13 protein-coding genes are annotated in these 12,832 nt (G+C 64.6%); 9 read left to right on the top strand and 4 right to left on the bottom strand.

The features are described 5' to 3' along the window. The first annotated feature begins 33 nt into the window (after positions 1-33). Both C4K39_RS11550 and C4K39_RS11545 read left to right on the top strand, forming a co-directional pair. On the top strand, positions 34-903 hold the full coding sequence (locus C4K39_RS11550) for a LysR substrate-binding domain-containing protein (protein ID WP_124346413.1): 870 nt from the start codon (positions 34-36) through the stop codon (positions 901-903). 92 nt (positions 904-995) lie between these two features. Further along, positions 996-1,616 carry a LysE family translocator gene (locus C4K39_RS11545; RefSeq protein ID WP_124346412.1) on the top strand — a complete coding sequence of 207 codons (621 nt, stop codon included), beginning with the start codon at positions 996-998 and terminating at the stop codon, positions 1,614-1,616. A 10-nt stretch (positions 1,617-1,626) separates the two neighbouring features. On the opposite strand, the gene C4K39_RS11540 is transcribed toward C4K39_RS11545, so the two are convergent. After that, on the bottom strand, positions 1,627-2,511 hold the full coding sequence (locus C4K39_RS11540) for a LysR family transcriptional regulator (RefSeq protein WP_124346411.1): 885 nt from the start codon (positions 2,509-2,511) through the stop codon (positions 1,627-1,629). Positions 2,512-2,648: 137 nt separating this feature from the next. Here C4K39_RS11540 and C4K39_RS11535 point away from each other — a divergent pair, with 137 nt between their 5' ends. The 6 genes from C4K39_RS11535 to C4K39_RS11510 all read left to right on the top strand — a co-directional run bounded on the left by C4K39_RS11535 (position 2,649) and on the right by C4K39_RS11510 (position 7,903). Next, positions 2,649-3,176 carry a GNAT family N-acetyltransferase gene (locus C4K39_RS11535; RefSeq protein WP_068586885.1) on the top strand — a complete coding sequence of 176 codons (528 nt, stop codon included), beginning with the start codon at positions 2,649-2,651 and terminating at the stop codon, positions 3,174-3,176. Positions 3,177-3,259: 83 nt separating this feature from the next. Beyond that, positions 3,260-3,970, top strand: a complete 711-nt coding sequence (locus C4K39_RS11530; protein ID WP_124346410.1) for a FadR/GntR family transcriptional regulator — start codon at positions 3,260-3,262, stop codon at positions 3,968-3,970. A 96-nt stretch (positions 3,971-4,066) separates the two neighbouring features. Continuing rightward, positions 4,067-5,260, top strand: a complete 1,194-nt coding sequence (gene lhgO / locus C4K39_RS11525) for an L-2-hydroxyglutarate oxidase (protein WP_068586886.1) — start codon at positions 4,067-4,069, stop codon at positions 5,258-5,260. A gap of 102 nt (positions 5,261-5,362) precedes the next feature. Next, positions 5,363-6,691 (top strand): MFS transporter, encoded by a 1,329-nt coding sequence (locus C4K39_RS11520; protein WP_124346409.1) that lies wholly within the window; start codon positions 5,363-5,365, stop codon positions 6,689-6,691. A gap of 81 nt (positions 6,692-6,772) precedes the next feature. After that, positions 6,773-7,561 carry a nucleotidyltransferase family protein gene (locus C4K39_RS11515; protein WP_124346408.1) on the top strand — a complete coding sequence of 263 codons (789 nt, stop codon included), beginning with the start codon at positions 6,773-6,775 and terminating at the stop codon, positions 7,559-7,561. Between the two features lie 3 nt (positions 7,562-7,564). Further along, a complete protein-coding gene (locus tag C4K39_RS11510; RefSeq protein WP_124346407.1) occupies positions 7,565-7,903 on the top strand; it encodes a hypothetical protein in 339 nt (112 codons plus the stop codon). Between the two features lie 10 nt (positions 7,904-7,913). On the opposite strand, the gene C4K39_RS11505 is transcribed toward C4K39_RS11510, so the two are convergent. The 3 genes from C4K39_RS11505 to mqo form a co-directional block, all read right to left on the bottom strand. Continuing rightward, positions 7,914-8,696, bottom strand: coding sequence for a DeoR/GlpR family DNA-binding transcription regulator (locus C4K39_RS11505; RefSeq protein WP_124346406.1), 783 nt, complete (start codon positions 8,694-8,696; stop codon positions 7,914-7,916). 216 nt (positions 8,697-8,912) lie between these two features. Next, positions 8,913-9,632: a GNAT family N-acetyltransferase gene (locus C4K39_RS11500; RefSeq protein WP_068586896.1), complete on the bottom strand. Its 720-nt coding sequence runs from the start codon at positions 9,630-9,632 to the stop codon at positions 8,913-8,915. 243 nt (positions 9,633-9,875) lie between these two features. Continuing rightward, positions 9,876-11,513 carry a malate dehydrogenase (quinone) gene (gene mqo, locus C4K39_RS11495; protein ID WP_068586898.1) on the bottom strand — a complete coding sequence of 546 codons (1,638 nt, stop codon included), beginning with the start codon at positions 11,511-11,513 and terminating at the stop codon, positions 9,876-9,878. Positions 11,514-12,224: 711 nt separating this feature from the next. Between mqo and C4K39_RS11490 the strand changes: the two genes are divergently transcribed. After that, positions 12,225-12,719: a PaaI family thioesterase gene (locus C4K39_RS11490; protein WP_022643771.1), complete on the top strand. Its 495-nt coding sequence runs from the start codon at positions 12,225-12,227 to the stop codon at positions 12,717-12,719. The last annotated feature ends 113 nt before the right edge of the window (positions 12,720-12,832 follow it).

Genomic DNA, 12,832 nt, shown 5'->3' with positions numbered 1-12,832 from the left:
TAGTGAAATTCTGATTAGCTGGGCTTATCGATAATGTTAAAACACTGGCCTCCCCTGAACGCCCTGCGCGGCTTCGAAGCGGCCGCGCGCCTGGGCAGCTTCCACCAGGCGGCTCAGGAGCTGCACCTGACCCAATCGGCCATCAGCCAGCAGATCCGCAGCCTGGAAACCTTCCTCGAACAGCCGCTGTTCTACCGCAGCGGGCGCAGCGTGACCCTGACCGATGCCGGGCATGACCTGCGCAGCACCACCCAGTCGCTGCTGCAGCAACTGGCCGTGGGCATTCGCCGCCTGGAGCAGTACCGCAAGCCCAACCAACTGGTGGTCAACACCAGCCCGGCCTTCGCCCGCCACTGGCTGCTACCGCGACTGGGCGAATTCAACCGCCTGCACCCGGAGGTGGACCTATGGCTGTTCACCAGTTTCGAGCCGCCGGACATGACCACCCAGACCATCGACGTGACGATCCGCGACGACCTCAGCGCCCAGGCCGAATGCAGCTACCTGGAGCTGTACAGCGACCAGCTCTATCCGGCCTGCCACCCGTCCCTGCTGGAGCAGCCCCAGGCGCTGCGCACCACCTTGCATGGCGAACGGGAAATGGACTGGAGCCACTGGGTGGTGGAAGGCGGCACGGATGTTGGCCAGCGCAACAACGGCCTGAACTTCTCCGACCCGGGATTGCTGCTGGACGCCGCCTGCGCCGGCCACGGCATTGCCCTGGTCAGCCAACTGCTGGCCCAGCAAGCCCGGGCCCAGGGCCAGTTGCAGCCGCTGTGCGAACAGAGCGTGCGCGGCCCGACCTGGGCCTGGCTGGTGCATCGCGACAGTGAAGGCAGCTCGCTGACCCGCAGCTTCTGCAGCTGGTTGCACAACGCCCTGGAGCAGGCCGGACAGGCCTGAAAAACCGCTTTGCATTCCTGGCGGTAACCCCTGCCCCGGCGCCGCCTTAAGCTGGCGCCGGTGCAATCCGCACTGCCTCCAAGGAATCGCGCGTGCCCCCGATCCACGACATCAACTGGTCATTGTGGTTGTCCACCATGCTGCCCATGGCCCTGAGTGCCGGCCCCGGCAACCTGATGGTGGCCAGTTCCGGCGCCCGCAGCGGCGTGCGCCGCTCCCTGCGCTTCATCCTCGGCCTGGACCTGACCTACTTCCTGCTGGCCCTGCTGGTGGGCCTCGGGCTCTACCACAGCCTGGCGCAGCAACCGCAACTGCTGCGGGGCCTACGGATCGCCGGCAGCCTGTACATCTTCTGGCTCGGCCTGCGCCTGTTGCTGCGACCACTGCGCAAGCCCGGCGAGCCAGAACAGGCGCTGTTGTTCCGCGATGGCGTGGTGTTGCAATTGGGCAACGTGCAAGGGTTGGTCATGCTGCTGGTGATGTTCTCCACCTTCAGCCCGGCCACCAGTGCCGGCAGCCTGGCGGTGGTGACGCTGAGCGCCGCGCTGATCGCGGTGAACCTGTTCGGCCACCTGCTCTGGGCGGGCCTGGGCTCGAGCCTGCAACCGCTGCTACGTGCCAGGCCGGGCTTGCTCAAGGCGCAAAATGTGCTGTTCGGCTTGCTACTGATGGGGGTGGCGGCGTGGATCTTCCTGCGCAATGGCCTGGCCTGAGCCGACCGCCTCAGTGGTCTTGCAGGCCATGCTGGCGCAGCACCCGATCGATGAACTGCACCACGTGCTCGACCCGCTCCTGGCCCTGGGTCGCCAGGTTGCGCAGCAACCAGATATCGGCCCGATGCGCCGGGACATCCGGCAACACCCGGCACAGCCCCAGGGGTTCGGCGATATAGGCCGGCAAGGCGGCGATCCCCAGACCGGCCTGCACCGCCTGGAGTTGCGCCTGCAGGTTGGCGGTACTCATCCACAGCGGCTGACCGCCACTGAGCTGGTCCAGCCAGCGGGCCAGGGGCATATGCTCCAGGGCCTGGTTCCAGCCGATCAAGCCATGCCGGGCCAAGTCTTCGGGCGCTTGCGGACACCCCTGGGCCTGGGCATACCCCGGGGAGCAGAACAGCGCCTGGGTCAGCGCGCCGACCTTGCGCAAGGTGAAGTTGCTACCGGCTTCTGGCCGGTGCAGGCGCAGCACCAGGTCACTGTGGCTCTGGGTGAGCTTGACCGAGTGCGCGGCATTGATGAAGTCGAAACGGATTTCTGGATGACCCGCACGAAACGCCGCCAGGGCCGGGATCAACAGGTGGCTGCCCATCAGCTCCGGGCAATCGATGCGCACCACCCCGGCCATGCGCGCACCGGGCCGGGCCAACTGGCGCTCCATCTGGCCAAGGCGCTCCTGGGTCTCGAGCGCCATGGGCAGCAAGTCACGGCCGGCCTCGGTGAGGAAATAGCCCTGGGTGGTCTTCAGGAACAGCGCCGTGTGCAAGGCCTGCTCCAGCATCTGGATCTTGCGCGAGACCGTGGCCGCCGACACCTTCAGCGCCTGTCCGGCATCGGTGATATTGCTGGCGTTGGCGACCGCAATGAAGAATCGCAGATCATCCCAATTCACGCTTACCTGCCTGTCCTTGCGAAATCAGGCCGGGATCTTATGCGAAAAATACTCTGGCGCGATCAGAGTTTTCTTAAACCCAGGCGCTGAAGCGGTAGAGTGAGAACACCGCCCAATCCGAGGACAAGGACCGCCCCATGCTGGAACTGCACACCGAACGCCTGCACCTGCGCTCCCTCAACGCCAATGACTGGGAGCTGTTCCTGACCCTGCACAGCGACCCCGATAACCTGCGCTATGTCTGCGACCCGCTTTCCCGAGCGCAGATCGAGGAGCGCTTCACCTCGCGCCTGCCGCACTGGAATACGGACTCGACCCACTGGCTGTGCCTGCTGATCAACGACCGCCACAGCGGTGAGGGCCTGGGTTTCACCGGCCTGCGGATCAGCAACGGCGACGCCGCCGAGGCCGAGGTCGGCTACTTGTTGCGTCCGCAGCATCAAGGCAAGGGACTGGCCGTGGAATCCCTGCGCGCCGTCATCGAGCACGCCCGGCACACCCTGGGCATCAAGCAATTGATCGCCACGGTCACCGACGGTAATGCGGCATCTTGCAAGGTCCTGGAGAAATGCGGCTTCGTCCTCCAGCGCCGTGACGAACGGGCCTTCCAGCTGGGCGGCGAGGATTTCGACGACCTGATTTTCGGCTGTCGCCTGACGGCTTGATGCGGCGCCTTGTCGCGGGTTTTTCTTGACAGGAAAAATTCGCCACGGCTATTGTCTGACAACCTGACTTACAAGGTTTACCCATGCTCGAACTCCAGCGCCCCGACTCTCTGGTCGTACGGGTCGTCAACGCCATCCGCAATGAGATCGACTCCGGCCGACTGGCTCCCGAGTCGCGCCTGCCCACCGAACAGCAATTGGCTGAACAGCTCAATGTCAGCCGCTCGGTGGTGCGCGAGGCCATCGCCCAGCTCAAGGCCGATGGCGTGCTGATTGCCCGCCGTGGCCTGGGTTCGTACATCTCCAAGACCCCGGCCGGCACGGTGTTCCGCTTCCCCCAGAGCGAGGGACGCCTGGCGGACCTGGCACAGATGTTCGAGATGCGCCTGTGGATCGAGACCCAGGCCGCGTCGATCGCCGCCCAGCGCCGGGACGCCGACGACCTGCAACGCATGCAGGCCGCGCTACAGGAAATGCACGACAAGCGCAGTGATTTCGAAGCGGCGGCCCTGGCCGACGTAGCGTTCCACCGGGCCATTGCCGAAGCCAGCAAGAACGATTACTTCGTGGCCTTCCACGACTTCCTGCGCAGCCAGCTGGCCAGTGCCCGCAAGACTGCCTGGGAAAACTCGGCGCTGCGCCTGGTCGGCGGCTCGGCCGATGCGGCCCAGGAACACCAGGCGCTGTACCAGGCCATCGCCGCCGGTGACCGCCAGTCCGCCGCCGGCTGTGCCGATGCCCATTTGCGTGCCTCGGCCAAGCGCCTGGGCCTGGAGTTGCCGACCCTCGACTGACCCAACTGACGCCAGACCGCAGGCCGAGCCTGCGGTTTTTATCGGACTACTTAGTCTGACAACCTGATAACCAGACTGATACGGACACCTGGAACCATGATCTACGACTTTTGCATCATCGGCGGCGGCATCGTCGGACTGGCCACGGCGATGGAGATCCTCAAGCGCCAGCCCGGCGCTTCGCTGGTGGTCCTGGAAAAGGAAAGCGTGCTGGCCAAGCACCAGACCGGGCACAACAGCGGCGTGATCCACGCCGGGATCTACTACGCGCCGGGCAGCCTCAAGGCCGACCTGTGCAAGCGCGGCGCCGAGGCCACCAAGCAGTTCTGTACCGAGCATGGGATCAAGTTCGAGGTTTGCGGCAAGGTGCTGGTGGCCTCCAATGCCCTGGAAGTGCAGCGCATGGAAGCCTTGTACCAGCGCTCGCAGCTCAATGGCCTGAAGGTCGAGCGCCTGGATGCCGAGCAACTGCGCCAGCGCGAACCGAACATCGTCGGCCTGGGCGGGCTGTTCCTCGACGCCACCGGCATCGTCGACTATCGCGAGGTGTGCGACACCATGGCCCGGGTGATCCGCCGCGCCGGTGGCGAGATCTGCCTGGGCCAGACCGTCACCGCCATCCAGGAGCACGCCGACAGCGTCACCGTCGGCACCCATGGCGGCAGCTGGCGGGCAAAGAAACTGGTGGCTTGCGCCGGCCTGCAGTCCGACCGCCTGGCGACCCTGGCCGGGGTGCGGATCGATCACCAGATCATCCCCTTTCGCGGTGAGTACTTCCGCCTGCCGGCGGCGAAGAACGACATCGTCAACCACCTGATCTACCCGATCCCCGACCCGGAGCTGCCGTTCCTCGGCGTGCACCTGACCCGCATGATCGACGGTAGCGTCACCGTCGGCCCCAACGCGGTGCTGGGCCTGGGCCGGGAAAACTACCGCAAGTTCTCCATCAACTGGCGCGATGTCGCGCAATACGCCAGCTTCCCCGGGTTCTGGAAAACCATCTGGCAGAACCTCGGCTCCGGCACCACCGAGATGAAGAATTCGCTGTTCAAGTCCGGCTACCTGGAGCAGTGCCGCAAGTATTGCCCGTCCCTGGAAGTCAGCGACCTGCTGCCCTACGAAGCGGGCATCCGCGCCCAGGCGGTGATGCGCGATGGCAGCCTGGTCCACGATTTCCTGTTCGCCGAAACCTCGCGCATGTTGCATGTGTGCAACGCGCCCTCGCCCGCCGCCACCTCGGCGATTCCCATTGGCTCGATGATCGCCGACCGGATCTTCCAGGCCGGCTGAAACACCCTGGCACTCGCGTTGCCCGGCGCCTCGACGACGCCGGCAGGATCGCGTGCTCGCGTCACCCGACAATAAATACAATGATCCAAGAGGATGCACCCGATGACCGCAGTTGAAACCAGCATTACTGCAGCGGAAACCCCACAGCAAACCAGGAAACGCCTGCGCAAGGTCGCGGCGGCCACCATCTTCGGCTCGATGCTGGAGTGGTACGACTTCTACCTCTACGCCACCATGGCGGCGATCGTCTTCTCGAAGATCTTCTTCGATACCAGCAACCCCAACAGCGCCATGCTGATGTCGTTCTCCACCTTCGCCATCGGCTTTATCGCCCGCCCCTTCGGCGGCGTGCTGTTCGGCTACCTGGGCGACAAGTTCGGGCGCAAGCAGGTGCTGGTGCTGACCTTCTGCCTGATGGGCGTGTGCACCGCGCTGATCGGCCTGATCCCCAGCTACGCCTCGATCGGCATCTGGGCACCGATCATCCTGGTGGCGATCCGGATCATCCAGGGCCTGGGTGCCGGTGCCGAACTGTCCGGCGCGGCAGTCACCTCCTACGAGCACGCCAGCGAAGGCAAGCGCGGCAGCCAGGGCGCCTGGCCGGCACTGGGGCTGAACCTGGGCCTGCTGCTGTCGTCGCTGACCATCTACCTGCTGACCATCAACGGCAACGAATTCCTCTTGGCCGGCGGCTGGCGCATTCCCTTCGTGTGCAGCATCGTGCTGGTGGGCGTCGGCCTGTGGGTGCGCAAGAGCATTCCGGAAACCCCGGAGTTCAAGGAACTGGACCAGCAGAGCCGCAAGGCCCAGGCCTCGCCGCTCAAGGCACTGTTCAAGAACGACCTCAAGGGCCTGGCCGTGGTGTTCTTCGTGGCCATCGGCTACAACGCCCTGAGCTACATCTTCAAGACCTTCTCCCTGGCTTACCTGACCCAGTACAAGCACGTCGACGTGCACGTGACCTCGCTGTCGGTGACCATTGCCAGCCTGGTGGCCATCGTCGCCGTACCGTTCTTCGGCTGGCTGTGCGACAAGTGGAGCAGCAAGACCGTCCTGATCCTCGGCGGCCTGTTCTCGGTGCTGTTCGCCTACCCGTTCCTGGCCCTGCTCAATACCGGCGACAGCCTGATGATCTACCTGGCCATCGGGGTCGGCACCGGCATCCTGGCACCGATGATGTTCGCGCCCCAGGGCTCGTTCCTCAGCCGCCAGTTCCCCACCGCAACCCGTTCCTCGGGCTTCGGCACCGGGCGCGAGATCGGCACCGCCATCGCCGGTGGCCTGGCCCCGCTGGGCGCACTGTCGCTGGTGACCGCCTCGGCCACCCACTCCACCGATGGCGTGGTGATCATCCTCGCCATTGCCGCGGTGCTGGTGGTGGTGTTTGCCCTGTGCGACCAGGGCCGCAAGCACTCGGCCTTCAAGAACTGAGCGATGCAAGATTGCGGCAGGCGCCAAGCGACCCGCCGCAGCCTGTTAAGCTGGCGCTGGTTTTTTCTCGCAGGCCATCCCATGCAAATGCCCAATACGTTCGGCGTCGATGCCGAAGGCTTGATCAAGTTGCCTCCCGAGCCGCCCCTGCAACCTGGGTTCGGTGCCTTGCTCGATGAGCTGTGCCACAGCCTGGGCCAGCCAACGCTGCACAGCCTCTACCTGTACGGCAGCGTGGCCCGGGGCGAGGCCCGGGTTGGAATCTCCGACCTGGACCTCGCCCTCATCCTGCGACAGCCACCTGCCCCGGGCCTGCTCGATGAGCTGGAACAGCTGCGCCTGCAATTACAGGCGCGGCACCCCGAGGTGTCGAAGATCGATTTCGATATCGGCCACCTGGAACAAGTCCTGGCCAGCGAGAATCGCCCCAGCTGGGGTTATTGGCTCAAGCATCATTGTCGCTGCCTGCTGGGCGAGGACCTGCGCCAGCGCTTCGCCCCGTTCAAGCCCAGCCGGGAAATAGCCCTGGCGGTGAACGGCGATTTTCTTGCGGTGCTGAACGACTACGCCACGCGCATCGACCACGCGCCAACACCTGGGCAGACCCTGCGCCTGCAACGCGAGGCCTCGCGCAAGCTCCTTCGCGCGACCAACCTGCTGCGCCCGGAGCAGGAACCGAGCTGGCCCCGCAGCCTGGATGAGCATGCCCAGCTGTTTGTGCGGCGCTACCCACAAATGAAGGCGGCCATCGACGAGTTCCGCCAAGCCGCCGAAGCGACAAGTCCCGCCGATGCCGGTTTCAGCAGCCGCTTGCGGCAGATGGCGCAGTGGATGAGCCAGCAAGCCGATACCCTTTGCCCCAGAGGCTGACCCATGGATCTGCATCGCACCCAGCAACTGCTGCACCAGGGCTTGGACCGCAGCCAGCCCCGCGAAGCACTGATCCTTGTACTAGAAGCCGCGCTGGAGCTGGTGTCGCTGCCCGACAACGATTTCTGCTGGTCCAGCTGGACCGGACAGGAGCAGGCTAGCGCCGAGTTGCTCGGGCTGATCGCCACCCTGCGGGCCGGAAGGGTGCCCGAGCGGTCGAGTGTGGCGGTGCTCTTCGCCGTCACCGGTCCGCTGCAGGAAGTCAGCCTCAGCAGCGGCTGGGCGCAGACGTTCCTGAAAGTGGCGGACAGGTTCGACGAAGTAGCAGCCCTGCTCTGGTAACTGCCAAGGGTCAGACCTGCAGTACCTCGACTCCCTGCTGTCGATAGCCTTCGAGCTCTGCGCTCGCCACTTCCCGCTCTGTAACCAGCCGGTGCAGGCGGTTGCAGGGCGCCACGACAAAAGGCTCCATGGCCCCGAGCTTGTCGGCGGTGGTCACGGCGATCACTTGCGCGGCGCTGTCGAACATCGCCTGCTTGATCGGCACTTCATCGAAATGCAGGGAGCTGATGCCGATCTCCGGGTGGATCGCGCAGACCCCGGTGAACAACAGGTCGGCCTTGATCCCCTGGAGCATCCGCAGCGCTTCATGGCCGCTGGCAGCCAATGTCGATGGATTGAGTTGGCCGCCGGCCAGGATCACTCGGACCCTGGGGTATTCGGCCAGGGCCACGGCGATCAGCGGCGAGGCGGTGACCGCAGTCAGGCCCATATCCCGGGGCAGCGAGCGGGCGATGTGCAAGGTGGTGGAGCCGGAGTCGAACAACACCGTCTGCCCCTCCTGCACCCACTGTGCGGCGAACTGCGCCAGGCGCATCTTCACCGCGTCGGTCTCGCCTACCCGGGTGAAGTAATCCTTGCCACTGTCCTTGGGCCGGGGCAGCGCGCCACCGTGGACCCGTTGCACCAGGCCAGCGGCATCCAGCTCCGCCAGGTCGCGGCGGATGGTGTCCTCGGAGACCGAAAAATGCCGGCTCAGCTCGGCGGCCATGACCTTGCCGTCGCGCTCGAGCAGCAGGAGGATCTTTTGCCGGCGCAGGGACGGCAGTTCAGCGATGGAATGCAGGTTTTGCATGTTGATGCCCGATTCTGCGTGTTTGTGCGAGATTATCCAGGCAAGAGCAGTGGCACAAGCCCCTCTACCCAGCACCACCCGAAGGCCCTGCGGGCCTTGGCGCAGCCTCGCCGTGGCTCGACAGCGGCTACAGGAGCCATGCGTTGAGGCTTCGTGTAGCCGCTGCCGCAGGCTGCGCACGGGCGCGCAGGGGCCGCAAGATCTGCAGGAACAGGGTCAGACCAGGCGCGGTGCCCGCGAGCGATGCAAGGCCGCTTCGCCCAGGCGCTCGCGCACCAGGGCTTGGGCCTGGCGGGTCAATTGGTCGAGGTGGCGGTCGCGCTTCTTCTCCGCCTCGATCATCGCCTTGCGCCCATGCTGCGCCAGCAGGTAGGTATGGATCTGCCGCACCTCCACCGAGTTGTAGATCGGCGCCACATCCAGTACTGCCAGCAAGCCATCGCTGCCATGCTCGCGGGTGTTCATCAGCACCTGCGGGCCACGGGCGCCCAGCAGTTGGAACCCCAGGGCCTCGAAGCACTGGAGCTTGGCCGGGCTGCAGGCCAGCTCAGCATGGGGATAGCGTGCGCGCATCGCCGCCAGCATCTGCCGGGCAATGCCCTGGCGGCGCAGATCCTGGCGGACCGCCATGTAGGCCACGGCGCAAGCCTCGGGGTCGTCCTTGAGCGGCAGGTAGAGCAAGAAGCCCTGCACCTGCTCCGGGTCCAGCGGGTCGCTGGCCACCAGCAACTCCACGGCGAGATCCCGGGAGCCATCCATGGCCTGCAGGTACAGGTGCACCTCGTAGCCGACGCCGTACTGGTAGAGGTTGTACAGCGGATTGCTGGGAGCGATGGCGACCGCGCTGATGTCGGTGATGTAGTCCACCACCATCTGCTGGATCTGGCTCTGGATGGCTTCGGCGGGCGGGGCCTGGAACAGGGTGATGCTGGACATCTGGGTGGTGACTCCGAGGGTTGGGGCATGTCCGCCAGGAGCGGGCGCGCCATGATACCCCTTCACACAGGCGCAGGGGCGCACCGCCGCATGGCAAGGCATGGCAAGGCAAGGCAAGATTGGGAAGGCTTGGGGAATTTGCTGCTCCATTGCGGCGGCGACACGCCACCGCAATCGGAACAGCCAGCCGATGCCAAGGGCATCGGCGATGTCCCGCCCGGCGAACGCGGGCGGGAGCGGGGCTTACAGCGCCATGTCGGCCGCTGGGTTGCTCTCAGGCTTGGCCATGCTGGCCGGCGCTTGAGGAGCCGCACCCTTGACTGGTGGCGGCGTGGTCAACTGCAGCACTTCGGCGGTGTAGGCCCATTCTTTGGCCACACGCTCAGGGCTGTCGTTCAGGGCAGTGCCGTAGCTCGGTACGATCTGCTTCAGCTTCTCCTGCCAGGCTGGAGTGGCGACCTGGTCCTTGAAGACTTTCTGCAGCACGCTGAGCATGATCGGCGCAGCGGTCGAAGCGCCCGGGGAAGCGCCCAGCAGGCCGGCGATGCTGCCGTCCTGGGAAGCGACGATCTCGGTGCCCAGTTTCAGCACGCCGCCCTTCTCTTCGTCACGCTTGATGATCTGCACGCGCTGGCCGGCCTGCCACAGGCGCCAGTCTTCCTGCTTGGCGTTGGGGAAGTATTCCTTGAGCGCCGCGAAACGGTCGTCATCCGACAGCATCAGCTGGCCAGCCAGGTATTCCACCAGCGGGTACTGCTCGATGCCCACCTTGGTCATCGGCCAGATGTTGTGGGTGGTGGTGCTGGTCAGCAGGTCGAAGTACGAACCTTCCTTGAGGAACTTGGTGGAGAAGGTAGCGAACGGGCCAAACAGGATCACGCGCTTGCCATCCAGCACGCGGGTGTCCAGGTGCGGTACGGACATCGGTGGCGCGCCGACCGAAGCCTTGCCGTAGGCCTTGGCCAGGTGCTGCTCGGCAACGCTGGCGTTGTCGGTCACCAGGAACGAGCCACCCACCGGGAAACCGGCGTATTCGTTGGCCTCGGGGATACCCGACTTCTGCAGCAGGTGCAGGGCACCGCCGCCAGCGCCGATGAACACGAACTTGGCGTCGGTCTCGGTTTTCGAACCGTCCTTGAGGTTCTTGTAGGTCACGCGCCACGAGCCATCTTGGTTGCGCTCGATTTCTTCTACTTCGCTGGACAGCTTCAGGGCGAAGTTAGGCTGGGCCTGCAGGTGGGCGACGAACTGGCGGGTGATCTCGCCGAAGTTGACGTCGGTGCCGATCGGGCTCCAGGTCGCAGCGATCTTCTGCGCCGGGTCACGCCCTTCCATCATCAGTGGAACCCACTTCTTGATCTGCTCGGCGTCTTCGGAGTACTGCATGCCGCTGAACAGCGGGCTGGCTTGCAGGGCCTCGTAGCGAGCCTTGAGGAACTTGATGTTGTCATCGCCCCAGACGAAGCTCATGTGCGGCGTGGAGTTGATGAACGAACGCGGGTTCTTCAGGACGCCGGTCTTGACCTGCCACGACCAGAACTGGCGGGAAATCTGGAACGCTTCGTTGATCTCGATGGCCTTGGCGATCTCGATCTTGCCGTCCTTGCCTTCAGGGGTGTAGTTCAGCTCGGCCAGGGCCGAGTGACCGGTACCGGCGTTGTTCCAGCCGTTGGAGCTTTCCTCGGCCACGCCATCCAGGCGCTCGACCATCTCCATGGACCAGTCCGGCTGCAGCTCGTTGAGCCAGACCCCGAGGGTCGAACTCATGATGCCGCCGCCGATCAGCAGCACATCCACTTTTTTTGGCTCAGCCGCGTGAGCGGTCGTCAGACCTATCGACATCGCCAGCCCGATGAGGGCCGTGTTCACTTTCTTCAACATTCTGTAGTACCTACGATAGAACGCCATCCGCCGCCCGATCCTCGATCCTGTGAATCCCGGAGAGTGCGAAACAGGCATTTCGCAGGTCCCGGATGAACGCATTCATGAGAACTGGGGGGTGGGCACACAAGGCCGACGAAACGCGCTCGACCTCAGTTTTATATCGCTCCGGTGCTGACTTCTTGTCGTTGTTGGCTCAGCTACATGAGTGACACTTGTTACTCGGGGCTCGTCACGGGACGCAGCCGACAGGCAGCCACCCTGCTCCTTTCCATATTCCGCTGGCGCCGAATCGACGGACAACGGCGGTACCCGCCTTCGCGGGAACCAGCAGGGAAAAAGGGTCGGATTCCACCAAGGAAGGTGGATGGACACTGCCTGACATTACGCTCGGCGGGTTTGCCAGAGACACCCGCACGCTTGCAAAGGACCCGATCAGGCCATTTGAAGCAAAGCACAGGGGGCATATTTTTGCACAAACGATGAACCGATTCAGCGCAAGAATATCATTACGGCATCAGCCTGTCTTGGCTGCGGCGCTCTTGGCAAACCCCGAGGCACTACGACATCCGCCGCAATCAATGCGTCACAGGGACGCTGGCGCAAATCCTTTCCCGGCGCCGCCGCAGACCTTGGCCTGTGGCACCACCACGGGCATCATGGCCGACCGCGATACCCGCCAGACCATCGTCAAGGACAAGAAGAACAACCATGCACGCGACTTCCCTGCAAGACACCACTGCGCCCGAGGGCGTCTGCTTCGGCTGCGGCAGCAGCAACCACCACGGCCTGCACATCAAGAGCCACTGGCACGAGGACGGTATCCATGTGATCGCCGAGCACCTGCCGGAGGCCAAGTACTGCGGCTGGCCGGACCTGGTGTATGGCGGCCTGATCGCCATGCTGGTGGACTGCCACTCCAACTGGACCGCCATGGCCTACCACTACCGAAACGAACAGCGGGCCCCGGGCAGCCTGCCGCGCATCGACTGCGTGACCGGCAATCTGGGGATCAAGTTCATCAAGCCAACCCCCATGGGCGTGCCCCTGACCCTGCGGGCCCGGGTCGAAGGTGAAGTGGCGCGCAAGAGCCGGGTGGTGTGCGAGGTGTATGCCGGCGACGTGCTCACGGCCATCGGCGACTCACTGTTCGTGCGAGTCGATACCCAGCAGCTGGCCGACGCGGCCCACGGCCGTGAAAGCTGAAACCGTTCCTCCCATGCCGTGCCAATCGGTGAGGGCCATAGCGCCCTCATGCGACGATTGCAGTCCTGTTTGACGCCCTTGTACTATTGAGAACGATTCACACTCACATCTCG

Origin of the sequence: Pseudomonas sessilinigenes (assembly GCF_003850565.1) — a bacterium.
GTDB classification, from domain to species: Bacteria; Pseudomonadota; Gammaproteobacteria; order Pseudomonadales; family Pseudomonadaceae; genus Aquipseudomonas; species Aquipseudomonas sessilinigenes.
Note: the sequence above shows the minus strand (reverse complement) of the source record. Positions and strands in the feature narration are given on the sequence as shown.

Bases quoted from the DNA above. Each gene is read 5' to 3' on its own strand.
- C4K39_RS11550 (WP_124346413.1), top strand. From the start codon at position 34: ATGTTAAAACACTGGCCTCCCCTGAACGCCCTGCGCGGCTTCGAAGCG.
- C4K39_RS11535 (WP_068586885.1), top strand. From the start codon at position 2,649: ATGCTGGAACTGCACACCGAACGCCTGCACCTGCGCTCCCTCAACGCC.
- C4K39_RS11530 (WP_124346410.1), top strand. From the start codon at position 3,260: ATGCTCGAACTCCAGCGCCCCGACTCTCTGGTCGTACGGGTCGTCAAC.
- lhgO (WP_068586886.1), top strand. From the start codon at position 4,067: ATGATCTACGACTTTTGCATCATCGGCGGCGGCATCGTCGGACTGGCC.
- C4K39_RS11520 (WP_124346409.1), top strand. From the start codon at position 5,363: ATGACCGCAGTTGAAACCAGCATTACTGCAGCGGAAACCCCACAGCAA.
- C4K39_RS11515 (WP_124346408.1), top strand. From the start codon at position 6,773: ATGCAAATGCCCAATACGTTCGGCGTCGATGCCGAAGGCTTGATCAAG.
- C4K39_RS11510 (WP_124346407.1), top strand. From the start codon at position 7,565: ATGGATCTGCATCGCACCCAGCAACTGCTGCACCAGGGCTTGGACCGC.
- C4K39_RS11505 (WP_124346406.1), bottom strand. From the start codon at position 8,696: ATGCAAAACCTGCATTCCATCGCTGAACTGCCGTCCCTGCGCCGGCAA.
- C4K39_RS11500 (WP_068586896.1), bottom strand. From the start codon at position 9,632: ATGTCCAGCATCACCCTGTTCCAGGCCCCGCCCGCCGAAGCCATCCAG.
- mqo (WP_068586898.1), bottom strand. From the start codon at position 11,513: ATGTTGAAGAAAGTGAACACGGCCCTCATCGGGCTGGCGATGTCGATA.
- C4K39_RS11490 (WP_022643771.1), top strand. From the start codon at position 12,225: ATGCACGCGACTTCCCTGCAAGACACCACTGCGCCCGAGGGCGTCTGC.